Below are 23,495 nucleotides of genomic sequence, written 5' to 3' on the forward strand. Positions count from 1 at the left end.
TGTGTTAAGCACGCCGCCAGCGTTCGTCCTGAGCCAGGATCAAACTCTCCGTGAATGTTTACCCGTGATCGGGTGACACTCGCGTTGAGCGGGACGGTCAGGTCGGAATGTGACCGACCGTCCACAGCGTCCTCGCTGTGTTTTGTTTCAAAGGAACCTCGACCAACCGAAACCGGTTGGACGGGGTATCAACTAATCTGGCGTTGATTTTTGGCACGCTGTTGAGTTCTCAAGGTGCGGACGCTTCCTTCGTTCCTGTTTCCAGGCCCTCCGGGCGCTTCCTGCGCTTTCTTCGTTTCCGACTCTATCAGATCTTTCCGACCCGATTTCCTCGGTGCTTTCCGGTCCCGAATTGTTTTTCTCGGGGCCTTCCGGCGTGTTCACTACTTTAGCCGATTTCCCCGGCGACTCATAATCGAGCCTTTCGGAACGAATTTCGGCATGCCGAAATAAGCCCCGGAGGGATTCGTAGCAGTGAGTGGTTTGCCGCTCTCGGGGCGCTTGAAAAAGCACCACCGTCTCAAGCGGCTCGGGCCACATTACGCGTCCGGCCTGGCCGGGTCAAGTCGGCGCTTCCGGGGCGTGTGGGGACGGTACGGACTGACCGTGGGGTCCTCGGCGATCCAGAAGCGCCAGGGGTGCGGGGCGCCGTCGCCGCCGACGCCGGTGCGCGGGCCCGTACGGATGAGGGAAGGGGACGGTGGGGTGCCGGTCAGGACTTCGAGGGGGGCGTCCGGGCCGGCGCAGACGTCGGTGCCGTCGAGGGCGCGGGGGACGTCCAGGGCGGTGGCGAGGCGGGCCGGGCCCCGGGCCAGTTCGGCGTCCCTGCGGGCCGAGCGGCGGCGGGGGCGGGCCAGCTCGGCGCCGCGCAGGATCTCGCCCGCTCGGAGGAGTACCCCGCTCGCCTCGCCCTCCGGGCCGCACACCAGGTTCAGGCAGTGCCACATGCCGTAGGTGAAGTAGACGTACGCGTGTCCCGGCGGGCCGAACATGACCGCGTTGCGGGGCGTGCGGCCGCGGAAGGCGTGCGAGCCGGGGTCGATCGCTCCGGCGTACGCCTCCACCTCGGTGAGTCGCAGTTCGATGCGTCCCTCGTCGGTCGTACGCACGAGGGTGCGGCCGAGGAGATCGGGGGCGACCTCCAGCACGGGGCGGTCGAAGAAGCTCCGCGGGAGCGGCGTACGGTCGGGGCTCTCGCTCATGGCGTCCGAGCGTAACGGGGGAGCACTCCGGAACCCGCTACGGTCGTCGCGCGTATGTATGGGGACAGGAACGAGAAGGAGAGTGGCATGGGATTCAAGAAGCTGCTGGCGAGCCTGGGTGCCGGTGGGGCGACCGTGGAGACGGTCCTGACCGAGGAGAACGTGGTCCCGGGCGGTGTCGTCCAGGGCGAGGTGCGGATCCAGGGCGGCAGCGTCGACCAGCAGATCGAGGGGCTGTCCGTCGGCCTCCAGGCGCGCGTCGAGGTCGAGGGCGGCGACCAGGAGCACAAGCAGGACGTCGAATTCGTGAAGGTGCGGCTCGGCGGGGCGTTCGAGGTGAAGGCCGGCGCGGTGCACGTGGTGCCGTTCGGTCTGGAGATCCCGTGGGAGACCCCGGTCAACACGATCGGCGGCCAGCGTCTGCACGGCATGGAGATCGGCGTCTCCACCGAGCTGGAGATCGCGCGCGCGGTCGACTCGGGCGACCTCGACCCGATCAACGTGCACCCGCTGCCGGCGCAGCAGGCGATCCTCGACGCCTTCATCCAGCTGGGCTTCCGCTTCAAGAGCGCGGACATGGAGCGCGGGCACATCCGCGGCACCCGCCAGAAGCTGCCCTTCTACCAGGAGATCGAGTTCTTCGCGCCGCAGCAGTACCGCGGCCTGAACCAGGTCGAGGTCAGCTTCGTCGCGGACGACCGCGAGATGGACGTCGTCCTGGAGATGGACAAGAAGCCGGGGCTCTTCACCGAGGGCAGCGACTCCTTCCGGGCGTTCAAGGTGGGTCTGGACGACTACCGGGGCACCGACTGGAACGCTTACCTCAACCAGTGGCTCGCCGAGGTCGGCGGCCGTCGCAACTGGATGTGACACCGAACGATCCGGAGGTTTCGACCATGTCCGAGGCTCAGAGGGCACCGCTCCCCCACGCCTTCCATCCGCCGGTGGCGGATTTCGCCGTGACGAGCGACGACGTGGCGCCCGGCGCGGTGCTGAAGGACGCCCAGGTGTACGCGGAGGGGAACACCTCCCCCCAGCTGCGCTGGGAGGGGTTTCCCACGGGGACCAAGAGCTTCGCCGTGACCTGCTTCGATCCGGACGCGCCGACGGGCAGCGGCTTCTGGCACTGGGTGCTCTTCGACATCCCGGCGTCGGTGACCGAGCTGCCCGCGGGTGCCGGTTCGGGCTCCTTCGAGGGGCTGCCGGCCGGCGCGGTGCACGCGCGGAACGACTACGGGTCGAGGGATTTCGGCGGGGCGGCCCCGCCGGCCGGTGATCCGGCGCACCGCTACGTCTTCACGGTGTACGCGGTGGACACGGAGAGGCTCGGGCCGGACGCCGACACCTCGCCGGCGGCCGTCGGGTTCAATCTGCGCTTCCACACGCTGGGCCGGGCCCAGCTGGTCGGTGAGTACGCGGCTCCCCCGGCAGGCTGATCGTTCGTCTGTTGTTTGCCCGCTTCTGGTCTTGGAGAGATCAGAAGCGGGCATCTTTTGTTGCGCACGAAATTACGTTGTCCGACCCTGGCCTGCCCGGCCATCGTTTGATCCAAGCCCGCCAGGGGGGTGGGCCGGCACACGGGAGGTGGGCACCATGCGGGACACGCTGGTTCTGAACGCGAGCTTCGAGCCGCTTTCGACGGTCACGCTCAACCGCGCGGTGGTGCTTGTCCTGCAGGACAAGGCCGTCGTCGAGCAGTCCCATCCCGATCTGCGGGTGCGTGCCGCCGCCGTGGACCTTCCGGTGCCCCGGGTGATCAGGCTCTGCCGGTTCGTCCGGGTGCCCTTCCGAAGACAGGCGCCGTGGTCGAGGAGGGGGGTGCTGGTCAGGGACCAGCACCGGTGCGCGTACTGCGGGAAACGCGCGACGACGGTGGACCACGTGGTGCCGCGGGCGCAGGGGGGTGGGGACAGCTGGCTGAACACGGTCGCCTCCTGCGCGGAGGACAACCACAGGAAGGCGGACCGGACGCCGGAGCAGGCGGGGATGCCCCTGCTGGTGCAGCCGTTCGTGCCGACGCCGGCGGACGCGATGCTGCTGGCGTTGCGGGCCGGTGAGCGGTCGGAGCTGCCGGACTGGCTGGCGCGTACCGCCGCCTGATCCGTACGGACGTGTCAGGGCTCGCCCCCGAGGGGGCGGGCCCTGCGTCGTGCCGGGGTCACTTGAGGGTGAGCTGGAGGATGGCGACGACGCCGACGGCGATGATGACGCCGCGCAGGACGGCGGGCTTGAGGCGGCGGCCGACCTTGGCGCCGATCTGTCCGCCGAGGGTGGAGCCGACGGCGATGAGGAGGACGGCGGTCCAGTCGAACTCGGCGACGAAGAGGAAGAAGACGGCGGCGACGCCGTTGACGACAGCGCCGAGGATGTTCTTGACCGCGTTGATCCGCTGGAGGTCGTCGTTGAGGAGCAGGCCCATCAGGGAGAGGTAGAGGACTCCCTGGGCGGCGCCGAAGTAGCCGCCGTACATGCTGGCGAGGGTGAGGCCGACGAGGAGGGCGGGGCCGCCGTCGGGGTGGGCCTCGGTGCCGGTGCGTTCGCGGCGGCGGCGGAGGGCGGCGGCGATGCGGGGCTGGAAGAGGACGAGGACCAGGGCCAGTCCGATGAGGACGGGGACGATCGCGTCGAAGGCCTCGGAGGGCAGGGCGAGCAGCAGGACGGCGCCGGCGAGGCCGCCGACGAGGGCGGCGGATCCGAGGCGGAGCACCCGGCGGGTCTGGCCCTTGAGTTCGCGGCGGTAGCCGATGGCGCCGCTGATGGAGCCGGGGACGAGGCCGAGGGCGTTGGACACGTTCGCGGTGATCGGGGGCAGTCCGGTCGCGAGGAGGACCGGGAAGGTGATGAGCGTTCCCGATCCGACGATGGTGTTGATGGCGCCGGCGCCGATGCCGGCGGCGAGGACCGCCAGCATTTCCCAGATGGACAAGGCCGTTTCCTCACATGGTCAGTGGCTCGCCTCCCCGCCCTGCGCGCGGCGAGGGTCGAGGGGCTCGCACCGATCATGCCCGGACTTACGTGTACGTGTCAGCCATTAGTTCAGTCGACGGTCGGTTCTTCCCGCCTGGCGGCCGGTACGTCCTTGGAGAAGGAGGGGGCCGGGGATCCCTGGCCCATGTTGCCGAGCGCTCCGGAGAGGCCCTTGAGGGCGTCGCCGATCTCGCTGGGGACGATCCAGAGCTTGTTGGCGTCGCCCTCGGCGATCTTGGGGAGCATCTGGAGGTACTGGTACGAGAGGAGCTTCTGGTCCGGGTCGCCCGCGTGGATGGCCTCGAAGACGGTGCGGACGGCCTGGGCCTCGCCCTCGGCCCTCAGGGCGGCGGCCTGGGACTCGCCCTCGGCGCGGAGGATGGCGGACTGCTTCTCGCCCTCGGCGCGGAGGATCTCGGACTGGCGGACGCCCTCGGCCTGGAGGATGGCGGCGCGCTTGTCGCGGTCGGCGCGCATCTGCTTCTCCATCGAGTCCTGGATGGAGGTCGGGGGCTCGATCGCCTTGAGCTCGACGCGGTTGACGCGGATGCCCCACTTGCCGGTGGCCTCGTCGAGGACGCCGCGGAGGGCGGCGTTGATGTCCTCGCGGGAGGTGAGGGTCCGCTCCAGGTCCATGCCTCCGATGATGTTGCGGAGGGTGGTGACGGTGAGCTGCTCGATGGCCTGGATGTAGCTGGCGACCTCGTAGGTCGCGGCCCGGGCGTCGGTCACCTGGTAGTAGATGACGGTGTCGATGTTGACGACCAGGTTGTCCTGGGTGATCACCGGCTGGGGCGGGAAGGGGACGACCTGTTCGCGCAGGTCGATGCGGTTGCGGATCGTGTCGATGAACGGGACGACGATGTTGAGGCCGGCGTTGAGGGTGCGCGTGTAGCGGCCGAAGCGCTCCACGATCGCGGCGCTGGCCTGCGGGATGACCTGGATCGTCTTGATCAGGGCGATGAAGACGAGCACCACCAGAATGATCAGGACGATGATGACTGCTGACATCGTGTTCCCCGTGCCCTTCGCTGCCGGTTGTCTGCCGGGTCTGTTTCGATGATCGAGTTTCCCAGACGCCGGGGCGTCATGGGCGGCCTTCGGTCAGATGACCACGGCGGTCGCCCCCTCGATCTCGACGACGTCGACCTCCTCGCCCGGTTCGAAGACGCGGGTGGCGTCGAGGGAGCGGGCCGACCAGATCTCGCCGGCGAGTTTGATGCGGCCGCCCTGGGCGTCGACCCGTTCCAGGACGCGGGCCTGACGGCCTTTCAGGGCGTCGATGCCGGTGGCCAGGGAGGGGTCGCCCGCGCGGTGGCGGGCGGCGATGGGCCGGACGACGGCGATGAGGGCGACGGAGACCGCCACGAAGACGATCACCTGGGCCACGACGCCGAAGCCGAGGGCGGCGGTGACCGCTCCCGCCACAGCGCCGACCGCGAACATGCCGAACTCGGGCATCGCGGTGAGGACCAGGGGAATGCCGAGCCCCACCGCGCCGATCAGCCACCAGATCCATGCGTCGATGTCCACAGGGTCATGGTAGGGCGGGTGGGGCCTCGTGGGACAGGGCGCGGTGCGGTGCCGGTGCCGTGGCTGTGCGGGTCACGGCGGATCACGGCCCTGCGGGGCGGGGCTACTTGAGGGGCAGGCCCTGCGCGGTCCAGCGCTCGCCGACGCGCTCGACGACGAGCGGGAGGCCGAAGCAGCGGGAGAGGTTGCGGGAGTTGAGCTCGGTCTCCATGGGTCCGGCGGCGAGCACCTGCCCCTGACGGATCATCAGGACGTGGGTGAAGCCGGGCGCGATCTCCTCGACGTGGTGGGTCACCATGATCATGGAGGGGGCGTACGGGTCCCGGGCCAGGCGGCCGAGGCGGCGGACCAGGTCCTCGCGGCCGCCGAGGTCGAGACCGGCGGCGGGCTCGTCGAGGAGGAGGAGCTCGGGGTCGGTCATCATCGCGCGGGCGATCAGGGTGCGCTTGCGCTCGCCCTCGGAGAGGGTCCCGAACCTGCGGTCCAGGTAGTCGTTCATGCCGAGGCGGTCGAGGAAGGCGCGGGCGCGGTCCTCGTCGACCGGGTCGTAGTCCTCGTGCCAGGTGGCGGTCATGCCGTAGGCGGCGGTGAGGACGGTCTGCAGGACGGTCTGGCGCTTGGGCAGCTTCTCCGCCATGGCGATGCCGGCCATGCCGATGCGGGGGCGCAGTTCGAAGACGTCGACGCCGCCGAGGCGCTCGCCGAGGATCGTGGCGGTGCCGGTGGTGGGGTAGAGGTAGCTGGAGGCGACGTTGAGGAGGGTGGTCTTGCCGGCGCCGTTGGGGCCGAGGATGGCCCAGCGCTCTCCTTCCTTGACCGACCAGGAGACCCCGTCCACCAGAGCCCGTCCGTCGCGGACCACGGATACGTCCACCAGCTCCAGTACATCGCTCATGAGCGCGTTGTCTCCCCTTGCCGTCGAGTCGTGTCGGCTCGTGTCGTCGCCTTGGGCCGCGGGCGCGGCGTCCACGGGAAAACCTACGTCATCGGCGGGGCGGCCCGGTCCCTAGGGCGTCGTTCGGGTCCTTAGTCTGGGGGGATGCTTTCGGAACCACGTTCAGGACGCCTGGCCGCCTGGGGGAACGCCCTGCTGGCCGGGGCGGTGTCGCCGGACGACGCGGCACTGGCGATTGTCGGGGAGGACGCGGTGCACCGCGTGGCGGGGCTGCCGGGTGAGGCGGGCCCGGTGGGGCTGACGCTGGCGCTGGGGCGGCTGCGTCGGCTCGGGGTGACCGGGTGGAGGGTGGCGCTGCCGGCGCCGGGGCATCCGCTGGGGCTGAGCGGTCCGCCGGACTTCAACGCGCGCGCGTTGGAGGCGGAGGAGGCCGTGGTCGGTCACGGGGCGCCGTACGGTCTCGTGCCTGAGGTCTCGGAGGCGGGGCCGCGCGGGGACCTGCACGTCGAGGTGGTGTGGCACTGCCTCGCGGTGCGGGAGGCCCCGCCGGCGGACGTGCCGTCGCTGAGCGAGGCGGAGCGGGAGCTGGCGGAGGCGCTGCGGGAGGCGACGACGGCGCTGACGCGGCTGGACGTGGCGGCGTCGGGTCCGGCGGCGGAGGCGGCCCGGGACGCGTACCGGGCGCGGGCGGAGGCGGGCCGCGAGGTCCTGGCCCCCGGATACCCGCCGCGCGCGGTCCGGGTCCTGGAGCTGGCCCAGCGGATCGGCCTCATGGTCGACCTGGCCTACGGCAACGGCCACGGCGGCGCGGTCAGCGCGTCCGAGATGGCGGCGCGGGGCGAGGTGCTGCGGCCGGTGGAGCGGGTGGCCCGGCGAGCCCAGGTCGCCGCGTACAACGCCTGGGTGGAGGAGCGGGAGCGGGAGCGGGGGGTCTGACCCGGGCGGTCGGGCGCCGGCTCGGCGCGTACCGCGGGCGGCGCGGGGGGCGCGTGCCACGGGCGGGGGGCGTGGCGCGGGCGGGGCGCGTGCCCGTCCCGTCGCGCCGGGCGCGCGCCCTGCGGCGGGCGCGGTCTCGCTGTGGGGCTCGCGGGCGGGTGTCGGCCGTCGTACGGACGTGTGGGCCTCGCGGTCCGCTGCGGGCGCGGTTCCCTGCGGACGGGGGCCGGTGCGGCGGGCCGCGGTCCTGGAGGCGCCCCCGGCGGCGAGCGGGAGGGGCCCGGCGGGCGGTGGGGGCTTCCTCACGCGCGGGGAAAAGGGGACGGCCCCCGGGCGGGGTGCCGGGGGGCCGTGGGGTGGCGGGTCAGCCGTTGAAGGCGCCGTTGCCGAAGGCGGGGTTGAGCAGGCCGATCACGTTGACCGTGTTGCCGGAGACGTTCACGGGAACGTGGACCGGGACCTGCACCAGGTTGCCGGAGGCGACACCCGGGGAGTTGAGGGCCTGGCCGTGGGCCTCGGCGCCATGGGCGGAGGCGACACCGGCACCGGCGGCGACGATGCCACCGGCGACCATGGTGAGGGCGGCGGCCTTCTTGAGGTTCTTCACTTGGTACTTCCTCCTGGTCATCGCTGCGGCCGGTCCGCCGCAGCACGCCATGGAGAACGCCGCCGGCCCCGTCGGGTTGCGCCGAACGGGGGATGTGCACCCGACGGTATGACGTTGTGAACGGGCGTGCGCCCCGGCGCGTGACGGGAGTGTTTCAGGGCGTGAGGCCGTGGCGTACCGCCCAGAGCGCCGCCTGGGTGCGGTCGGCGAGGTCGAGCTTCATCAGGATGTTCGAGACGTGGGTCTTCACCGTCTTCTCGGAGAGGACGAGCGCCCGGGCGATCTCCCGGTTGGAGCGGCCGTCGGCGATGAGGCCGAGGACCTCGCGCTCGCGCTCGGTGAGGGTCGTGCCCCGTCCCGTGCCGCCCTGGGGCTCGTCCTGGGTGAGGAGGAAGCCGGCGACCTCGGGCTGGAGCAGGACGTGGCCCGCGTGGACGGAGCGGATGGCGCCGGCGAGGGCGTCGGGGTCGACGTCCTTGTAGACGTAGCCGGAGGCGCCGGCCCGGAGGGCGGGGACGACGGTGCGCTGCTCGGTGAAGCTGGTGACGATGAGGACCTTCGCCGGGTTGGCGAGGGCGCGGAGCCGCTTGAGGGCCTCGATGCCGTCGGTGCCCGGCATCTTCACGTCCATGAGGACGACGTCGGGGCGGAGCTCCTCGGCGCGGGCGACGCCCTCGGCGCCGTCGGCGGCCTCGCCGACGACCTCTATGTCGTCCTGGACCTCCAGGAAGGTGCGCAGGCCGCGGCGGACGACCTGGTGGTCGTCGACCAGGAGCACGCGGATGGGCTTGTCAGCCACCGGGGACCTCCATATCGATCGTGGTGCCCTCGCCGGGGGCGGAGGTCACGGTGAGGGCGCCGCCGACTCCGGCGGCGCGGTCGCGCATGGACACCAGGCCGAGGTGACGGCCGGCGCGGCGGACCGCCCGGGGGTCGAAGCCCCGGCCGTCGTCGGTGACGGTGAGCCGGGCGCCCTGGCCGTGCCGGGCGAGGGCGACGGTGACCCGGGCCGCGTCGGCGTGCCGCAGGGCGTTGTGCAGGGCTTCCTGGGCGACCCGGAGGACTGCCTCCTCCTGGGCGGCGGGCAGGGCGCGGATGCCGGGGCTGTCGAAGACGACGGTGGCGGTGTGGGCGCGGTCGAGGACCTGGATCTGGGTGCGCAGGGTGTGGACGAGGCCGTCCTCGTCGAGGGCGGCGGGGCGGAGCTCGACGACGGCGGCGCGCAGCTCGTCGGCGGCCTCGGCGGCGAGCGCGGCGACCTGCTGGAGCTCGCCCTTGGCGCGGGCGGGGTCGCGGTCGACGAGGGCGGCGGCGGCCTGGGCGGTGAGCCGGAGCGAGAAGAGCTTCTGGCTGACGGCGTCGTGCAGTTCATGGGCGAGCCGGGAGCGCTCCTCGGCGATGGTGAGCTCGCGGCTGCGCTCGTACAGCCGGGCGTTGGTGAGGGCGATGGCGGCGTGCTGCGCGAGCATGCCGAGGAGCTCCTCGTCCTCGGCGGTGAAGCCGCAGCTCCCCTCGGGCTTGGGGCAGCGCTTGTTGGCGAGGAAGAGGGCGCCCAGGGTCTCGTCGCCGTCGCGGACGGGGAGGCCGAGGAAATCGGAGAGCTCGGGGTGGGCGTCGGGCCAGCCGCCGAAGCGGTGGTCCTCGCGGACGTCGGCGAGCCGCTCGGGCTCGGCCTTGTGGAGCATCGCGGCGAGGACGCCGTGCTGCCGGGGCAGCGGGCCGATGGCCTTCCACTGCTCGTCGGTGACGCCGTCGACGACGAACTGCGCGAAGCCGCCGTGGTCGTCGGGGACGCCCAGGGCCGCGTACTCGGCGTCGAGGAGTTCGCGGGCGGAGGCCACGATCGTCTTGAGGACGTCGCGGACCTCCATCTGCCGGCTCATCGCCAGGAGCGCGGTGCTCACGGCGGCGAGGCCGGAGCTCGGTCGGTGGCTCATGGGTTCACGGTACCGGCGGGGTGTGACGGTCCGTATGGGGCTGGGGACGGCGGTGGACCGGGTCCCGGGACCTAGGTCGAAATGCCCTGGGGGCCTGGTCGGGGCCTTGACCGGAGGCCTGGTCGAGGGTGGGAGGGAGCCGGGGCGGCGGAGGGGCGGCGTACGGCACACACGCGCGGGGCGGGCTGGGAGGGCCGCCCGGGGCGTCCGCACGGGCGCGCGTGGCGTCGGGCGGGCGCGCGTGGCGTCGGGAGCGCTGTCGGTGGCGCCGTCCGGCGCTGTGGGAGCCGGAGGGGGGTGTGTCTGGGCCCGGAAGGGGCTGGGTGGGCCCGGAGGGGGAAACGGGAGGGAGAGGGGAGCACGCGCGCGCGTGCGAGGGGCGGTCCGGGCCGCCCGTGTGCACGCCAGGCCGCCTCGTGCACGGGTGTACGCCAGGCCGCCCACGGCCACGGGTGTACGCCGGGCCGCTCGCGTACACGGGTGTACGCCGGGGCGGTGGGCGCGGGTGGCCGTCTCGGAGGAGTTCGGGCGGGGGCTTCTCCTCCTTGAGGCGGACAACGCTGACTGTGCGCGTTGCCTCCGCAACTTCCGGTGAGCTTGTTACGCGTCCGATGTGAGCCCGCGCATAGGACGCAGGTCACTTACGAAGCTCCCTAGTGGAGCGTTCTGCACCGGTTCGGGGTGGGACCAACCGGACCTGAAGGGGTGTGTCGGGCACATACACGGAGCCCTGATCCACTACCCGGGATCGTACGTCACACCTTTGCCACGCGATTTTGCTGCCGCTAAGAATTGCCCCCGTCGCCGCCGAGCAGGCGCAGCGCCGCCCCGGCCCAGCGACCCCCAGCGATTCGAAGAGGTAGTCCTGCATGTCTCAGAACACCCCTGGCCACAGTCGTGGTCTGAAGAAGACCCACAAGGCCACGATCGCCGGCGTCGCCGCTCTGGGCGCAGCCGCGCTCACCCTCTCCCTCGTGCCCGGCAACGGCTCCACGGAGACCGAGCCCCAGGCGCTGAACACGAACCAGCGAGTGGCCTGGTCGTACGACGCCAACGCTCCGCAGGCGAAGGCGCTGGCCGCGAGCGTGGCCGACCAGCACACCACCGTCGGCCTCCAGGCCAAGCTGGACGCCGCGGCGAAGGCGAAGGCCCAGGCCGCCGCCAAGGCGAAGGCCGTCCAGGCCGCCAAGGCCAAGGCCGCGGCGAAGGCGAAGGCCGACGCGGCCGCGAAGAAGGCCGCCGCGAAGGCGAAGGCCGCGGCCAAGGCGAAGGCCGAGGCCAAGGCGAAGGCCGCCGCGAAGAAGCGTGCCGCCACGACGACGGCCGCGAGCCGCTCCGTCACCCGCACCCCGGTCTTCGCGAACAACCTCGACGGCTGGATCCGCGAGGCGCTGCACATCATGGACAAGCACAACATCCCGGGCTCGTACAACGGCCTGCACAAGAACATCATGCGCGAGTCCAGCGGCAACCCGTACGCGATCAACAACTGGGACATCAACGCCATCAACGGCGTCCCGTCCAAGGGTCTGCTCCAGGTGATCTACCCGACCTTCAAGGCGTACCACGTGAAGGGCACCAAGTTCGACCAGTACGACCCGGTCGCCAACATCGTCGCCGCCGCCAACTACGCGGCCGACCGCTACGGCTCGATCGACAACGTCAACAGCGCCTACTGAGTCGCCTCGACGACGCCGAAGGGCGGCACCCCGTGCGGGGTGCCGCCCTTCGGCGCGTGCGGGGCGGGAGCGGGGCGCGTGCGGGCGCCTGCGTCCGGCGGGGCCGCTACTTGCGCATGACCTCGGGCTCGTGGCGCCGCAGCAGGCGCGCGACCAGGACGCCGAGGACGGTGGTCATGAAGAGCAGGACGGCGATGTTGAAGCCCCACTGGGCGGCACTGTGGTCCCAGAGCGGGTCCAGGTCGGTGGGGTTCTTCGGGTCCCACGGCGCCATGAGGTGCGCGAGGTCGAGCGTGGTGCCGGCGCCGGCGATGGCCCAGCGGGACGGCATGAGCCAGGCGAACTGCTCCAGGCCGGGCGAGCCGAAGACCTTGAAGAGGATGCCGGTGAACACGACCTGGACGATGGCGAACATGACCAGCAGCGGCATGGTCTTCTCGGCGGTCTTCACCAGGGCGGAGATGACCAGGCCGACCATCATCGAGGTGAGGCCGAGGGCGATGACGACGAGGCAGAGCTCGACGGCCGGCGGCATGAGGAGGCCCTCGGCGGGCAGGTCGCGGGTGGCGAAGCCGATGGCGCAGAGGATGACGCCCTGGAAGGCCGTGATGACGCCGAGGACGATGACCTTGGACATCAGGTAGGCCGAGCGGGAGAGGCCGGTGGCGCGTTCCCGTTCGTAGATGACCCGTTCCTTGATCAGTTCTCGGACGGAGTTCGCGGCGCCGGAGAAGCACATGCCGACCGTGAGGATCAGCATGATGATGCCGGCGTCGCCGTTGAACCGGGACGGCGGTGTGGGCGGGGCGAGGCCGAAGTCGGAGGGGATGACGACCGAGACGAAGCCGATGACCGCCGGGAGCATCACCATCAGGACGAGGAAGCCCCTGTCCGAGACGATCACCGAGGTGTAGCGGCGGATCAGGGTCCACAGCTGGGAGCCCCAGCCCTGCGGCTTGGGCGGGCGGGACATCGCCTGCTGCGGCATGTGGACGGGCTGGGCGGCGACGGCGTCGATGTCGGCGGCGTACAGCTGGTAGTGCTGCGAGCCCTTCCAGCGGCCGGCCCAGTCGTAGTCGCGGTAGTTCTCGAAGGCGGAGAAGACGTCGGCCCAGGAGGAGTAGCCGAAGAAGTTCAGCGCCTCGTCCGGCGGGCCGAAGTACGCGACGGAGCCGCCGGGCGCCATGACGAGGAGCTTGTCGCAGAGGGCCAGCTCGGCGACGGAGTGGGTGACGACGAGGACGGTGCGGCCGTCGTCGGCGAGGCCGCGGAGCAGCTGCATGACGTCGCGGTCCATGCCCGGGTCGAGGCCGGAGGTCGGCTCGTCCAGGAAGATCAGCGAGGGCTTGGTCAGCAGCTCCAGGGCGACCGAGACGCGCTTGCGCTGGCCGCCGGAGAGCGAGGTGACCTTCTTCTCCTTGTGGATGTCGAGCTTGAGCTCGCGCAGCACCTCGTCGATGCGGGCCTCGCGCTCGGCGGTCGCGGTGTCGCCGGGGAAGCGGAGCTTGGCGGCGTACCGGAGCGCCTTCTGGACGGTCAGCTCCTTGTGCAGGATGTCGTCCTGCGGGACCAGACCGATGCGCTGGCGCAGCTCGGCGAACTGCTTGTAGAGGCTGCGGTTGTCGTAGAGGACGTCGCCCTCGTTGGCGGGCCGGTAGCCGGTGAGCGCCTTGAGGAGGGTGGACTTGCCGGAGCCGGAGGGGCCGATGACGCCGATGAGGGACTTCTCGGGGACCCCGAAGGAGACGTCCTTGAGGATCTGCTTGCCGCCGTCGACGGTGACGGTGAGGTGGCGGGCCGAGAAGGAGACCGAGCCGGTGTCGACGAACTCTTCCAGCTGGCCGCCGACGATCCGGAAGGTCGAGTGGCCGACGCCGACGATGTCCTGCGGGCCGAGGAGGGCGGAGCCGCCCTTCGGGATCGGCTGGCCGTTGACGTAGGTGCCGTTGTGCGAGCCGAGGTCGCGGATCTCCATGCGGCCGTCGGGCGTGGCGTGGAACTCGGCGTGGTGGCGCGAGACCTGGAGGTCGGAGACGACCAGTTCGTTCTCGAGCGCACGGCCGATGCGCATCACGTGCCCGAGGGCGAGCTGGTGGAAGGTGGTGGGGCTGCGGTCGGAGTAGGCCGAGGACGCCCCCGCGCCGCCACCGGTCTTCTGCGCGAGCTGCTCGACCGGACCGCCTCCCTGGTGGGGGACCTGCGGCGCGGGCTGCTGCCAGCCGCCGTGCTGCGGCGGCGCGGCGTCGTGGGTGGCCCACTCCGCCTGCGGCTGGACCGGCTGCTGCACGGGGTGGACCGGTGCGCCGCCGCCCTGGTGGACGTGGGCCGGCTGCCCGGTGTGCGCGGCCTGTCCGGCGTGCGCGGCGGAGAGGTTCAGGCGCGGGCCGTCCGTCGGGTTGCCGAGGTGGACGGCGGTCCCGGGGGCGATCTCCAGCTGCTGGAGCCGCTGTCCGGCGACGAAGGTGCCGTTGGTGGAGCCGTGGTCCTCGATGGCCCAGCTCCGGCCGTTCCAGCTGATCGTGGCGTGCCGCCACGAGACCCTGGCGTCGTCGATGACCAGGTCCCCCTGGGGGTCGCGGCCCAGGGTGTACGACCGGGACGGCTCCAGCGTCCAGGTCCTGCCGTTGAGTTCGAGTACGAGTTCTGGCACTCCATGCCCCACTGTGTGTCCCCCGTTGCACCCCCGTCGCGGGGGCCCTAGGGATGGCGAATCATCCTGGGGAACTATTTCAGGCCGGGTCCCGGATCCGAAAGTCGGGCGGCGTGAAGACCCGAGGGAGGGCCGCCGGGGGCGTCGCGGCGGGGGCCGGGCCGACCGGGTGTCCGCTACGCGGGACGGGGCGCCGGGGGGCGACGGGCGCCCGATACGGTGGGAGCACCATGAGCGCATCGCAGACACCGGACGTTCCCGCCGTTCACGCCGCGGACGTGCCCACGCTTCTCGTCAAGATCTTCGGGAAGGACCGGCCCGGTATCACCGCCGGTCTCTTCGACACCCTGGCCGCCTTCTCCGTCGACGTCGTCGACATCGAGCAGGTCGTGTCGCGCGGACGGCTCGTGCTGTGCGCGCTGGTCACCGAGCCGACCGTCGCCCCCCAGGGCGAGCTGCGCGCCACCGTGCACAGCTGGGCCGAGTCGTTGAAACTCCAGGCGGAGATCATCTCGGGCACCGGCGACAACCGCCCGCGCGGTGAGGGGCGCTCGCACGTGACGGTGCTGGGGCACCCGCTGACGGCCGAGCAGACGGCGGCCATAGCGGCCAGGATCGCCGGTTCGGGCGGCAACATCGACCGTATCTTCCGGCTGGCGAAGTACCCGGTGACGGCGGTCGAGTTCGCGGTCTCGGGGTGTGCGACCGAGGTGCTGCGGACGGCGCTGGCCACCGAGGCGCACACGGTCGGGGTGGACGTGGCCGTGGTCTCGGCGGGCCTGCACCGGCGGGCGCAGCGGCTGGTCGTCATGGACGTCGACTCGACGCTGATCCAGGACGAGGTCATCGAGCTCTTCGCGGCGCACGCGGGGTGCGAGGAGAAGGTCGCCGAGGTGACGGCGGCGGCGATGCGGGGCGAGCTGGACTTCGAGCAGTCGCTGCACGCGCGCGTGGCGCTGTTGGAGGGCCTGGACGCGTCGGTGGTGGACAAGGTGCGGGCCGAGGTGCGGCTCACGCCGGGGGCGCGGACGCTGATCAGGACGCTCAAGCGGCTCGGCTATCAGGTGGGTGTGGTGTCGGGCGGCTTCACGCAGGTCACGGACGACCTGAAGGAGCGGCTGGGGCTGGACTTCGCCCAGGCCAACACCCTGGAGATCGTGGACGGGAAGCTGACCGGCCGGGTCACGGGCGAGATCGTGGACCGGGCGGGCAAGGCGCGGCTGCTGCGCCGGTTCGCGGCGGAGGCCGGGGTGCCGCTGGCCCAGACGGTGGCGATCGGCGACGGCGCGAACGACCTGGACATGCTGAACGCGGCCGGGCTGGGGGTGGCGTTCAACGCCAAGCCGGTGGTGCGCGAGGCCGCCCACACGGCGGTGAACGTGCCGTTCCTCGACACCGTGCTGTATCTGCTGGGGATCACCCGCGAGGAGGTCGAGGTCGCGGACGGCGGCGAGGAGCCGCTGGAGCACTGAGTCCGCCCGCCCGTCGCCGTACGGAGAGGGGCCCGGTCGTCACGAGGACGGCCGGGCCCTTCGGCGTACGGGCTCCCGCGGGTGGGCCCGTCGCGGGCCGACGGGTCGCCCGCCGGGGCCGTGGGGCGCCCGGGCACGTGCACGTGCCGGGCCTTGCCCGCTGAGCGGCCGTGGGGCGGGCACGGGGCCCGCCGGTCAGGCGCGGGCCCGTCCGGCTCCGGCCCGTCAGGCTCAAAGCCCGCCGGCCGTGGGCCCGCCGGCCTGGGCGTGGGGCCCGTCAGGGATGAGGCCCGTCAGGCGTACGGCGAGGCCCGTCAGGCGTGGGGGGTCCAGAACTCGGCGAGGTGGCCGACGCCGTGCTCGACGGACTTCCAGGTGCCGGTGAAGGTGAGGACGGCGTAGGCGGCGGTCGGGTAGCCGCTGCGGTTCATCCGGGCGAGCGCGTCGCCCTCGGCGTCCCCGGCGAGGGCGTCGGCCAGAGCGTGCATGCCGGGGTTGTGGCCGATGAGGAGGACGTCGTCCACATCTTCCGGGACCTCGTTGAGCAGGGCGATGAGCTCGCCGAGGGACGCCTCGTAGATCCGCTCCTCGTAGACCGTCTTCGGGCGCTCGGGCAGCTCGTGGACGGCGAGCTTCCACGTCTCACGGGTGCGGGCGGCGGTCGAGCAGAGGGCCAGATCGAAGTGGATGCCGGACTGGGCGAGCCTGCGGCCGGCCACGGGCGCGTCCTTGCGGCCGCGCTCGGCGAGCGGGCGCTCGTGGTCGGACTCCTGGCCCCAGTCTGCCTTCGCGTGCCGGAGCAGCACGATCCTGCGGATTGATTCGACGCTCATGGTCCACAGCTTGGCACGGATCGGCCCGTCCTGACTCAGAGAGCGAGGGTTTGCCCGATCAGCCGGACGACCCTGCCGATCCCTTCCTCCCCGCCCGCCGCCGCTGCCTCACCGGGCCCGGTGACCAGCAGGAGGAGCACGGTGAAGGCGGCCACCGGGAGGGCGAGGGCCCACCAGGGCAGCCGGGTGTCGACGCCGGTGGGCGTGGTCCGGTCACCGGTGCGGGTGAGGGCCGCCATGGCCGCCTCCGTGGTGGGGTGCCCCCTGGACGCGGTCCACGGGGGAAGGTGGGTGCCGCGGAACCGCGGTGTGTCTCCACCGTAGGGAGTGCGGGAGCCGCGGCCCATCCGGTGATCCACCTACTCGCCCCTGAGTCTTCCCCCTAGGGGATACGGGGGTTGTCCCTACCCCGGGCCGGGGCGGGCGTCCCCCGCGCTCGCGCGGGCGGGTCGGGTCAGGGGCTGGCGATCGAGGCGATGACGCCGATGACGACCGTGATGCCGAGCATCGCGCCGAGCACGAGGAGCAGCTTCTTCTGGCCGCCCTGGGGATTGGGTTCGAGAACGGGCATGCGCACAGTCTCGCATCTCAGGATTCGTCTTCGATCGTCCGGTCCCGTCCGGCGAGCGATCCCACGATCATCTGCGGCACCATCAGCCCGCCCATGAGGGCGATCGGCACGCCCCAGCCGCCGCTGTGCTGGTAGAGCACGCCGACGAGGAGGGGGCCGGGGATGGAGATGAGGTAGCCGACGCACTGGGCGAAGGCGGAGAGGCGGACGACGCCGGCGCCGGTGCGGGAGCGCAGGCCGATCATGGTGAGGGCGAGCGGGAAGGAGCAGTTCGAGATGCCGAGGAGCACCGCCCAGACCCAGGCGCCGCCCGCCGGGGCGAGGAGGAGGCCGGTGTAGCCGACGAGGCCGCAGCTGCCGAGGGCGACGACGATCGGGCCCTGGTGGCGCATCCGGGTGGCGAGGCGCGGGATGACGAAGGCGAGCGGGACGCCCATGACCATGGTGACCGCGAGGAGGACGCCCGCGGTGGAGGCGGGCACGCCGGCGTCGCGGAAGATCTGCGGCATCCAGCCCATCGTGATGTACGCGCCGGTGGCCTGGAGGCCGAAGAAGCAGGCGAGCGCCCAGGCGGTGCGGCTGCGGCGCATGGGGCGGGGCGCGGCCTCGGCGGCGGGGACGGTCGGGGTCGCGAGGGAGGGCGCCGCGGCCGTGCCGGGCGCCGCGGCCGGTGCCGTACGGGCGGCGCCGGTGCGGTCCTTGACGAGCGGGAGCCAGGGCAGGACGGCGACGGCGGCGAGTACCGCCCAGACGCCGATCCCGAGGCGCCAGTCGCCGCCGAGGGCGTCGGTCAGGGGGACGGTGACGGCGGCGGCGAGCGAGGTGCCGAGCGCGAGGGCCATGGAGTACAGGCCGGTCATGCTGCCGATGCGGTCCGGGAAGTACCGCTTGACGATCACCGGCATCAGGACGTTGCTGACGGCGATGCCCATGAGGGCGAGGGCGCTGGCGGCGAGGAAGGCGGCGGTGCCGTTGGCGAGGGGGCGCAGCAGCAGCCCGGCGAGGATCGCGGCCATGCCGGCGCAGACGACGGCGGCGGGGCCGAAGCGTCGGGCCAGGCGCGGGGCGGTGATGCCGAAGATCGCGAAGCAGAGCGGGGGCACGGAGGTGAGGACACCGGCGACGGTGCCGCTCATGTGGAGGCCGGCGCTGACCTCTTCGAGGAGGGCGCCGAGGCTGGTGATCGCGGGGCGCAGGTTGAGCGCGGCGAGGACCAGTCCGACGGAGACGAGGCCGAGGGTCCAGCGGGCGGAGCGGCCGCCGTCCGGGCCGGGCGCGGGGCGCTCCTGGGCGGGGGCCGGCCGGGTCGCGGCGGCGGGGTCGAGGGTCTTCGGCTCGTCGGGCATGGAGCCATCATAGAATCATGGGATGATTGGCTGTCCAATCGCGAACACCGCTCGCGGACATCGAGTCGCAGGCACCGATCGCAGGCACCGATCGCAGGCGCCGATCACGGACACCTCTCGAACCGTCCACCCCGGCACCAGCACCCCTGACCCCGACCCCTCCCCGGAAGGCGAGTCCCCCATGGCCCTCGGGCACCCCCGGCGCACCGGTCTGACCGACCAGGTGATCGCCGAGCTGCGGAACCAGATCACGTCCGGCGAGTGGCCGGTCGGCTCCCGGATCCCGACCGAGCCCGAGCTGGTCGAGCAGCTGGGCGTGGCCCGCAACACGGTCCGCGAGGCGGTCCGCGCCCTCGCCCACAACGGGCTGCTCGACATCCGGCAGGGCTCCGGCACCTACGTGGCGGCGACGAGCGAGCTGGCCGGGGTGATGCACCGGCGGTTCGCGGGCTCCGATCCGCGGCACGTGGCCGAGCTGCGCTCCACGCTGGAGTCGGCCGCCGCGCGGTTCGCGGCCCTGCGGCGCTCGGAGCGGGACCTGAAGCAGCTGGACGCGCTGCTGGTCCGGCGCGAGGAGGCGTGGGACTCGGGGGACGCGGAACGGTTCGTGACGGTGGACGCGGCCTTCCACCATGCGGTGGTGGCGGCGTCCGGGAACGACGTGCTGACCGAGCTCTACGCGGACCTGGGCGATCTCCTGCGGGAGTGGCTGCGCGACGACGTGGGGCAGGTGCTGCGGCCGGAGAACCACATGGACCACGCGCGCCTGGTGGAGGCGATCCGGAGCGGGGACGCGGAGCGGGCGGCGGAGGAGGCGGCCGGCTATCCGTTCATGTGCCTGGGCGGGCGGGAGGGGACGGATCCCCGAGCGGTTCGTGGGTGACCCACGCGGAGCGGACGTCCTTCCAGCAGCGGGCGGTGACCGTGGCGTGGTCGGCGGGGGCGACGTCCACGGGCGCGCTGTCGGTGTCCAGGTCCCACCAGGGGTCGCACTCGACGTGGAGCCGTACGCGGTCGGTGCGGGGATAGGGGTTCCGGCAGTGGGCGGTGACCCGGCTGCCCTCGACGACCGTGTGGCAGGAGGCCCCGAAGTCCTCCGGTCCGTCACCGGCCGACGGGGCCGCGACGGGCTCCTCGGCGGGGGCGGGGGCCGCGTGGACCTCCGCGGCGACGGCGGTCCCGAAGAGCAGTGCGGCGACCGAGGCGTAGGCGGCGAAGCCGCGCTGGAGCGTGCGCATGCCCGTACCTCCTCCCCGTGAGTAGCCGGAACGACACGCTCCGACCAGTCTGCGGTGATCCGCCCGGTTTTTCGAGTCGAGAGCGCCGGAGCCGGGAGCGGCCGGGGCGGGCAACGACCAGGGCGGACGGCCGGAGCCGAGGAACAACCGGGGCAGACGGCCGAAGCCGGGAAACAGCCAGGGCAGACAGCCGGAGCCGGGAGAAATGCCGGGGCAGACGGCCGGGGCCGGGAAAGTGCCGGGACAGACGGCCGGGGCCGGGTGCGGTCCCCTGGGGGACGCGCACCCGGCCCCGGCCGGTGCGGTACGTGCGGTGTCAGGCGCCGATCGCGTGCAGGCCGCCGTCGACGTGGACGATCTCGCCCGTGGTCTTCGGGAACCAGTCGGAGAGCAGCGCGACGATGGCGCGGCCGGCCGGCTCCGGGTCGGAGAGGTCCCACTCCAGCGGGGAGCGGCTGTCCCAGACGCTCGCCAGCTCGGAGAAGCCCGGGATGGACTTGGCGGCCATGGAGCCGAGCGGACCGGCCGAGACCAGGTTGCAGCGGATGTTCTGCTTGCCCAGGTCGCGGGCCATGTAGCGGCTGGTCGCCTCCAGGGCGGCCTTGGCCGGGCCCATCCAGTCGTACTGCGGCCAGGCGAACTTCGCGTCGAAGGTGAGGCCGACGACCGAGCCGCCCTCGCTCATCAGCGGCAGCACGGCCGTCGTCAGCGACTTCAGGGAGAAGGCCGAGACGTGCATGGCCGTGGAGACCGACTCGAACGGCGTGTTCAGGAAGTTGCCGCCGAGGGCGTCCTGCGGGGCGAAGCCGATGGAGTGGACGACACCGTCGATGCGGTCGCCGAGGTGCTCGCGCACCTGGCCCTCCAGGCGGGCGAGGTGCTCGTCGTTGGAGACGTCGAGCTCCAGGACCTTGACGGCCTCGGGGCGGGGGAGCTTCTTGGCGATGCGCTCGGTGAGCGTCGGCCGGGGCCAGGCGGTGAGGATGATCTCCGCGCCCTGCTCCTGGGCCAGCTTGGCGGCGTGGAAGGCGATGGAGGACTCCATCAGCACACCGGTGATGAGGATCTTCTTGCCCTCGAGGATTCCAGCCATGGTGTCAGTGACCCATTCCCAGTCCGCCGTCAACCGGGATGACGGCTCCAGTGATGTACGAGGCGTCGTCGGAGGCGAGGAACCTCACGGCCGCGGCGATCTCCGTCGGCCGCGCGTAGCGGCCGAGCGGGACCTGGGACACGATGCCCGCGCGCTGCTCGTCCGTGAGCACGGCGGTCATGTCGGTGTCGACGAAGCCGGGCGCGACGACGTTGAAAGTGATGTTCCGCGAGCCGAGCTCACGGGCGAGCGAGCGGGCGAAACCGACCAGGCCGGCCTTGGAGGCGGCGTAGTTGGCCTGGCCCGCGGAGCCCAGCAGACCGACGACCGAGGAGATCAGGACGACGCGGCCCTTCTTGGCGCGGAGCATGCCGCGGTTGGCACGCTTCACGACCCGGAAGGTACCGGTGAGGTTGGTGTCGAGGACGGACGTGAAGTCCTCCTCGGACATGCGCATGAGGAGCTGGTCCTTCGTCACGCCGGCGTTGGCCACGAGGACCTCGACCGGGCCGTGCTTCTCCTCGATCTCCTTGTACGCCTGCTCCACCTGCTCGCCGTCGGTGATGTCGCACCGCACGGCGAGACAGCCCAGTTCGGCGAGCTCGGCCGGCGGCTCGCCCGACCGGTAGGTGTACGCGACCTTGTCGCCCGCCTCGGCGAACGCGCGGGCGATGGCGAGGCCGATGCCCCGGTTTCCTCCGGTGACGAGAACCGAGCGGCTCAACGGATCACCCTTTCGATCAGCGGTCTGGTACCTCGAAAACCTATCGGTACCTCCCACGTCATGGGGAATCGGCCTCCGACAGTGGCATGCGGGCGTCGCTGTCGGGTCCCTACAGACGCGGACCGGACCAGGGGTGGTCGCGCGAGGGCTCCGCGGGCGCCCCGGGCCGTGTCGCCGCGCACCCGCGGTGTCGCCCTCCGTCATCGGTAAATGCGCCGAAGAGCGTGACGCGGCGTGATTCACTTCCGGTTGCCGTCAACCGCAGCAGGTTCCCGTCACGCAGAGAGCGAGGCCGCTCGTGGTCCATGCGATCGAACCGACCTTCCATGCCCTTCCGCTGAGGGCGCTCGCCGACGCGGCGCTCGCGCGGGCGCGCGCGCTCGGCGCCGAGCACGCCGACTTCCGCCTGGAAAGGGTCCGCAGCGCCGCCTGGCGGCTGCGGGACGCCAAGCCGGCGGGTTCCTCGGACACCACCGACCTCGGGTACGCGGTGCGGGTGGTGCACGGCGGGGCCTGGGGCTTCGCCTCCGGGGTCGACCTCACGATGGACGGGGCCGCCCGGGTGGCCTCGCAGGCCGTGGCGATGGCCCAGCTGTCGGCGCGGGTGATCGCCGCGGCCGGCTCCGACGAGCGGGTCGAGCTGGCGCCGGAGCCCGTGCACGCGGACAAGGTGTGGGTCTCCTCGTACGAGATCGACCCGTTCTCGGTGCCGGCGGAGGAGAAGAGCGCGCTGCTCGCCGACTGGTCGGCGCGGCTGCTGCGGGCCGACGGGGTGGCGCACGTGGACGCCTCGCTGCTCACGGTCTTCGAGAACAAGTTCTACGCCGACACGGCCGGCACCGTCACCACCCAGCAGCGGGTGCGGCTCCACCCGCAGCTCACCGCGACCGCCGTGGACGGCACCACGGGCGAGTTCGACTCGATGCGGACGATCGCGCCGCCGGTCGGCCGGGGCTGGGAGTACCTGACCGGCACCGGCTGGGACTGGGACAAGGAGCTGGACGAGATCCCGGAGCTGCTCGCCGAGAAGATGCGGGCGCCGAGCGTCGAGGCCGGCCGGTACGACCTGGTCGTCGACCCGTCGAACCTGTGGCTGACCATCCACGAGTCCATCGGCCACGCCACCGAGCTGGACCGGGCGCTGGGCTACGAGGCGGCGTACGCGGGCACCTCCTTCGCCACCTTCGACCAGCTGGGCAAGCTGGCCTACGGCTCCTCGGTGATGAACGTGACCGGCGACCGGACGGCCGAGCACGGGCTCGCGACGATCGGGTACGACGACGAGGGCGTCGAGGCGCAGTCCTGGGACCTGGTGAAGGACGGCACGCTCACCGGCTACCAGCTGGACCGGCGGATCGCGAAGCTCACCGGCCTCGGGCGGTCCAACGGCTGCGCGTTCGCGGACTCCCCCGCGCACGTGCCGGTGCAGCGGATGGCGAACGTCTCGCTCCTGCCCGACCCGGGCGGCCTGTCGACCGAGGACCTGATCGGCGGCGTGGAGCGGGGCATCTACGTGGTCGGCGACCGGTCGTGGTCGATCGACATGCAGCGGTACAACTTCCAGTTCACCGGCCAGCGCTTCTTCCGCATCGAGAACGGCCGGCTGGCCGGGCAGCTGCGGGACGTGGCGTACCAGGCCACCACCACCGACTTCTGGGGCTCGATGGAGCAGGTCGGCGGCCCGCAGACGTACGTCCTCGGCGGCGCCTTCAACTGCGGCAAGGCCCAGCCGGGCCAGGTCGCCGCCGTCTCGCACGGCTGCCCCTCCGCCCTCTTCCGGGGCGTCAACATCCTCAACACGACGCAGGAGGC

General features: G+C 72.1%; 24 protein-coding genes. 8 read left to right on the plus strand and 16 right to left on the minus strand.

Going from position 1 to position 23,495, the window contains the following annotated elements:
- Nucleotides 1-539: 539 nt before the first annotated feature.
- On the minus strand, nucleotides 540-1,202 hold the full coding sequence (locus ACF1BN_RS09510; RefSeq protein ID WP_392331025.1) for a DNA-3-methyladenine glycosylase: 663 nt from the start codon (nucleotides 1,200-1,202) through the stop codon (nucleotides 540-542).
- 87 nt (nucleotides 1,203-1,289) lie between these two features.
- On the opposite strand from ACF1BN_RS09510, the gene ACF1BN_RS09515 reads away from it, so the two are divergent.
- The 3 genes from ACF1BN_RS09515 to ACF1BN_RS09525 all read left to right on the plus strand — a co-directional run bounded on the left by ACF1BN_RS09515 (nucleotide 1,290) and on the right by ACF1BN_RS09525 (nucleotide 3,302).
- Entirely contained in the window at nucleotides 1,290-2,072 is a 783-nt protein-coding gene (locus ACF1BN_RS09515) for a sporulation protein (protein ID WP_392331026.1), read from the plus strand.
- A 26-nt stretch (nucleotides 2,073-2,098) separates the two neighbouring features.
- Nucleotides 2,099-2,638 carry a YbhB/YbcL family Raf kinase inhibitor-like protein gene (locus tag ACF1BN_RS09520; RefSeq protein ID WP_392331027.1) on the plus strand — a complete coding sequence of 180 codons (540 nt, stop codon included), beginning with the start codon at nucleotides 2,099-2,101 and terminating at the stop codon, nucleotides 2,636-2,638.
- Between the two features lie 157 nt (nucleotides 2,639-2,795).
- Nucleotides 2,796-3,302, plus strand: coding sequence for an HNH endonuclease (locus tag ACF1BN_RS09525; RefSeq protein ID WP_392331028.1), 507 nt, complete (start codon nucleotides 2,796-2,798; stop codon nucleotides 3,300-3,302).
- A gap of 58 nt (nucleotides 3,303-3,360) precedes the next feature.
- Here the strand turns inward: ACF1BN_RS09525 and ACF1BN_RS09530 are convergent, their stop codons facing one another.
- The 4 genes from ACF1BN_RS09530 to ACF1BN_RS09545 all read right to left on the minus strand — a co-directional run bounded on the left by ACF1BN_RS09530 (nucleotide 3,361) and on the right by ACF1BN_RS09545 (nucleotide 6,597).
- Complete coding sequence (locus ACF1BN_RS09530) at nucleotides 3,361-4,113, minus strand: sulfite exporter TauE/SafE family protein (protein ID WP_392331450.1); 753 nt, start codon at nucleotides 4,111-4,113, stop codon at nucleotides 3,361-3,363.
- A gap of 125 nt (nucleotides 4,114-4,238) precedes the next feature.
- Nucleotides 4,239-5,180, minus strand: coding sequence for an SPFH domain-containing protein (locus ACF1BN_RS09535; protein WP_392331029.1), 942 nt, complete (start codon nucleotides 5,178-5,180; stop codon nucleotides 4,239-4,241).
- A gap of 93 nt (nucleotides 5,181-5,273) precedes the next feature.
- Nucleotides 5,274-5,702: an NfeD family protein gene (locus ACF1BN_RS09540; protein ID WP_392331030.1), complete on the minus strand. Its 429-nt coding sequence runs from the start codon at nucleotides 5,700-5,702 to the stop codon at nucleotides 5,274-5,276.
- A gap of 103 nt (nucleotides 5,703-5,805) precedes the next feature.
- Nucleotides 5,806-6,597, minus strand: a complete 792-nt coding sequence (locus tag ACF1BN_RS09545) for an ABC transporter ATP-binding protein (RefSeq protein ID WP_392331031.1) — start codon at nucleotides 6,595-6,597, stop codon at nucleotides 5,806-5,808.
- 144 nt (nucleotides 6,598-6,741) lie between these two features.
- Between ACF1BN_RS09545 and ACF1BN_RS09550 the strand changes: the two genes are divergently transcribed.
- Nucleotides 6,742-7,533, plus strand: a complete 792-nt coding sequence (locus ACF1BN_RS09550) for a hypothetical protein (RefSeq protein ID WP_392331032.1) — start codon at nucleotides 6,742-6,744, stop codon at nucleotides 7,531-7,533.
- Between the two features lie 364 nt (nucleotides 7,534-7,897).
- On the opposite strand, the gene ACF1BN_RS09555 is transcribed toward ACF1BN_RS09550, so the two are convergent.
- The 3 genes from ACF1BN_RS09555 to ACF1BN_RS09565 all read right to left on the minus strand — a co-directional run bounded on the left by ACF1BN_RS09555 (nucleotide 7,898) and on the right by ACF1BN_RS09565 (nucleotide 10,077).
- The gene (locus ACF1BN_RS09555; RefSeq protein WP_392331033.1) at nucleotides 7,898-8,140 is read right to left on the minus strand and encodes a chaplin; all 243 of its coding nucleotides are present in this window, start codon (nucleotides 8,138-8,140) and stop codon (nucleotides 7,898-7,900) included.
- A 154-nt stretch (nucleotides 8,141-8,294) separates the two neighbouring features.
- Nucleotides 8,295-8,939 carry a response regulator gene (locus tag ACF1BN_RS09560; RefSeq protein ID WP_392331034.1) on the minus strand — a complete coding sequence of 215 codons (645 nt, stop codon included), beginning with the start codon at nucleotides 8,937-8,939 and terminating at the stop codon, nucleotides 8,295-8,297.
- Complete coding sequence (locus ACF1BN_RS09565) at nucleotides 8,932-10,077, minus strand: GAF domain-containing sensor histidine kinase (protein WP_392331035.1); 1,146 nt, start codon at nucleotides 10,075-10,077, stop codon at nucleotides 8,932-8,934. Before ACF1BN_RS09565 ends, ACF1BN_RS09560 begins: the two co-directional genes overlap by 8 nt.
- Nucleotides 10,078-10,946: 869 nt before the next feature.
- On the opposite strand from ACF1BN_RS09565, the gene ACF1BN_RS09570 reads away from it, so the two are divergent.
- Nucleotides 10,947-11,756 (plus strand): transglycosylase SLT domain-containing protein, encoded by an 810-nt coding sequence (locus ACF1BN_RS09570; RefSeq protein WP_392331036.1) that lies wholly within the window; start codon nucleotides 10,947-10,949, stop codon nucleotides 11,754-11,756.
- A 106-nt stretch (nucleotides 11,757-11,862) separates the two neighbouring features.
- Here the strand turns inward: ACF1BN_RS09570 and ACF1BN_RS09575 are convergent, their stop codons facing one another.
- Complete coding sequence (locus tag ACF1BN_RS09575; RefSeq protein WP_392331037.1) at nucleotides 11,863-14,418, minus strand: FHA domain-containing protein; 2,556 nt, start codon at nucleotides 14,416-14,418, stop codon at nucleotides 11,863-11,865.
- Nucleotides 14,419-14,636: 218 nt separating this feature from the next.
- On the opposite strand from ACF1BN_RS09575, the gene serB reads away from it, so the two are divergent.
- The gene (gene serB, locus ACF1BN_RS09580; RefSeq protein WP_392331038.1) at nucleotides 14,637-15,878 is read left to right on the plus strand and encodes a phosphoserine phosphatase SerB; all 1,242 of its coding nucleotides are present in this window, start codon (nucleotides 14,637-14,639) and stop codon (nucleotides 15,876-15,878) included.
- Nucleotides 15,879-16,192: 314 nt separating this feature from the next.
- Here the strand turns inward: serB and ACF1BN_RS09585 are convergent, their stop codons facing one another.
- The 4 genes from ACF1BN_RS09585 to ACF1BN_RS09600 all read right to left on the minus strand — a co-directional run bounded on the left by ACF1BN_RS09585 (nucleotide 16,193) and on the right by ACF1BN_RS09600 (nucleotide 18,628).
- Entirely contained in the window at nucleotides 16,193-16,711 is a 519-nt protein-coding gene (locus ACF1BN_RS09585; RefSeq protein WP_392331039.1) for a SixA phosphatase family protein, read from the minus strand.
- 35 nt (nucleotides 16,712-16,746) lie between these two features.
- Nucleotides 16,747-16,950: a hypothetical protein gene (locus ACF1BN_RS09590; protein WP_392331040.1), complete on the minus strand. Its 204-nt coding sequence runs from the start codon at nucleotides 16,948-16,950 to the stop codon at nucleotides 16,747-16,749.
- A gap of 215 nt (nucleotides 16,951-17,165) precedes the next feature.
- Nucleotides 17,166-17,282, minus strand: a complete 117-nt coding sequence (locus ACF1BN_RS09595; RefSeq protein ID WP_360315565.1) for an SGM_5486 family transporter-associated protein — start codon at nucleotides 17,280-17,282, stop codon at nucleotides 17,166-17,168.
- 17 nt (nucleotides 17,283-17,299) lie between these two features.
- Nucleotides 17,300-18,628, minus strand: a complete 1,329-nt coding sequence (locus ACF1BN_RS09600) for a CynX/NimT family MFS transporter (RefSeq protein ID WP_392331041.1) — start codon at nucleotides 18,626-18,628, stop codon at nucleotides 17,300-17,302.
- A gap of 181 nt (nucleotides 18,629-18,809) precedes the next feature.
- On the opposite strand from ACF1BN_RS09600, the gene ACF1BN_RS09605 reads away from it, so the two are divergent.
- A complete protein-coding gene (locus ACF1BN_RS09605; RefSeq protein ID WP_392331042.1) occupies nucleotides 18,810-19,511 on the plus strand; it encodes a FadR/GntR family transcriptional regulator in 702 nt (233 codons plus the stop codon).
- Here the strand turns inward: ACF1BN_RS09605 and ACF1BN_RS09610 are convergent.
- From ACF1BN_RS09610 to fabG, 3 genes are all read right to left on the minus strand, one after another.
- Nucleotides 19,459-19,866 carry a hypothetical protein gene (locus tag ACF1BN_RS09610; RefSeq protein ID WP_392331043.1) on the minus strand — a complete coding sequence of 136 codons (408 nt, stop codon included), beginning with the start codon at nucleotides 19,864-19,866 and terminating at the stop codon, nucleotides 19,459-19,461. The two genes, ACF1BN_RS09605 and ACF1BN_RS09610, sit on opposite strands and share 53 nt — an antisense overlap.
- A gap of 316 nt (nucleotides 19,867-20,182) precedes the next feature.
- Entirely contained in the window at nucleotides 20,183-20,959 is a 777-nt protein-coding gene (gene fabI, locus ACF1BN_RS09615; protein ID WP_392331044.1) for an enoyl-ACP reductase FabI, read from the minus strand.
- Nucleotides 20,960-20,963: 4 nt separating this feature from the next.
- A complete protein-coding gene (gene fabG / locus ACF1BN_RS09620) occupies nucleotides 20,964-21,683 on the minus strand; it encodes a 3-oxoacyl-[acyl-carrier-protein] reductase (RefSeq protein ID WP_392331045.1) in 720 nt (239 codons plus the stop codon).
- A 298-nt stretch (nucleotides 21,684-21,981) separates the two neighbouring features.
- On the opposite strand from fabG, the gene ACF1BN_RS09625 reads away from it, so the two are divergent.
- On the plus strand, nucleotides 21,982-23,495 hold a 1,514-nt coding region (locus tag ACF1BN_RS09625; protein WP_392331046.1), incomplete at its 3' end, for a TldD/PmbA family protein.

The sequence above is a fragment of the Streptomyces sp. NPDC014861 genome (genome assembly GCF_043081625.1).
Taxonomy (GTDB): domain Bacteria; phylum Actinomycetota; class Actinomycetes; order Streptomycetales; family Streptomycetaceae; genus Streptomyces.

Coding starts and splice junctions, on each gene's coding strand:
- ACF1BN_RS09530 (WP_392331450.1), bottom strand. CDS start 4,113: ATGCTGGCGGTCCTCGCCGCCGGCATCGGCGCCGGCGCCATCAACACC.
- ACF1BN_RS09550 (WP_392331032.1), top strand. CDS start 6,742: ATGCTTTCGGAACCACGTTCAGGACGCCTGGCCGCCTGGGGGAACGCC.
- ACF1BN_RS09510 (WP_392331025.1), bottom strand. CDS start 1,202: ATGAGCGAGAGCCCCGACCGTACGCCGCTCCCGCGGAGCTTCTTCGAC.
- ACF1BN_RS09525 (WP_392331028.1), top strand. CDS start 2,796: ATGCGGGACACGCTGGTTCTGAACGCGAGCTTCGAGCCGCTTTCGACG.
- ACF1BN_RS09600 (WP_392331041.1), bottom strand. CDS start 18,628: ATGCCCGACGAGCCGAAGACCCTCGACCCCGCCGCCGCGACCCGGCCG.
- ACF1BN_RS09515 (WP_392331026.1), top strand. CDS start 1,290: ATGGGATTCAAGAAGCTGCTGGCGAGCCTGGGTGCCGGTGGGGCGACC.
- ACF1BN_RS09595 (WP_360315565.1), bottom strand. CDS start 17,282: ATGCCCGTTCTCGAACCCAATCCCCAGGGCGGCCAGAAGAAGCTGCTC.
- ACF1BN_RS09585 (WP_392331039.1), bottom strand. CDS start 16,711: ATGAGCGTCGAATCAATCCGCAGGATCGTGCTGCTCCGGCACGCGAAG.
- ACF1BN_RS09545 (WP_392331031.1), bottom strand. CDS start 6,597: ATGAGCGATGTACTGGAGCTGGTGGACGTATCCGTGGTCCGCGACGGA.
- ACF1BN_RS09570 (WP_392331036.1), top strand. CDS start 10,947: ATGTCTCAGAACACCCCTGGCCACAGTCGTGGTCTGAAGAAGACCCAC.
- fabI (WP_392331044.1), bottom strand. CDS start 20,959: ATGGCTGGAATCCTCGAGGGCAAGAAGATCCTCATCACCGGTGTGCTG.
- ACF1BN_RS09520 (WP_392331027.1), top strand. CDS start 2,099: ATGTCCGAGGCTCAGAGGGCACCGCTCCCCCACGCCTTCCATCCGCCG.
- ACF1BN_RS09535 (WP_392331029.1), bottom strand. CDS start 5,180: ATGTCAGCAGTCATCATCGTCCTGATCATTCTGGTGGTGCTCGTCTTC.
- ACF1BN_RS09610 (WP_392331043.1), bottom strand. CDS start 19,866: ATGCGCACGCTCCAGCGCGGCTTCGCCGCCTACGCCTCGGTCGCCGCA.
- ACF1BN_RS09605 (WP_392331042.1), top strand. CDS start 18,810: ATGGCCCTCGGGCACCCCCGGCGCACCGGTCTGACCGACCAGGTGATC.
- ACF1BN_RS09565 (WP_392331035.1), bottom strand. CDS start 10,077: ATGAGCCACCGACCGAGCTCCGGCCTCGCCGCCGTGAGCACCGCGCTC.
- ACF1BN_RS09590 (WP_392331040.1), bottom strand. CDS start 16,950: ATGGCGGCCCTCACCCGCACCGGTGACCGGACCACGCCCACCGGCGTC.
- serB (WP_392331038.1), top strand. CDS start 14,637: ATGAGCGCATCGCAGACACCGGACGTTCCCGCCGTTCACGCCGCGGAC.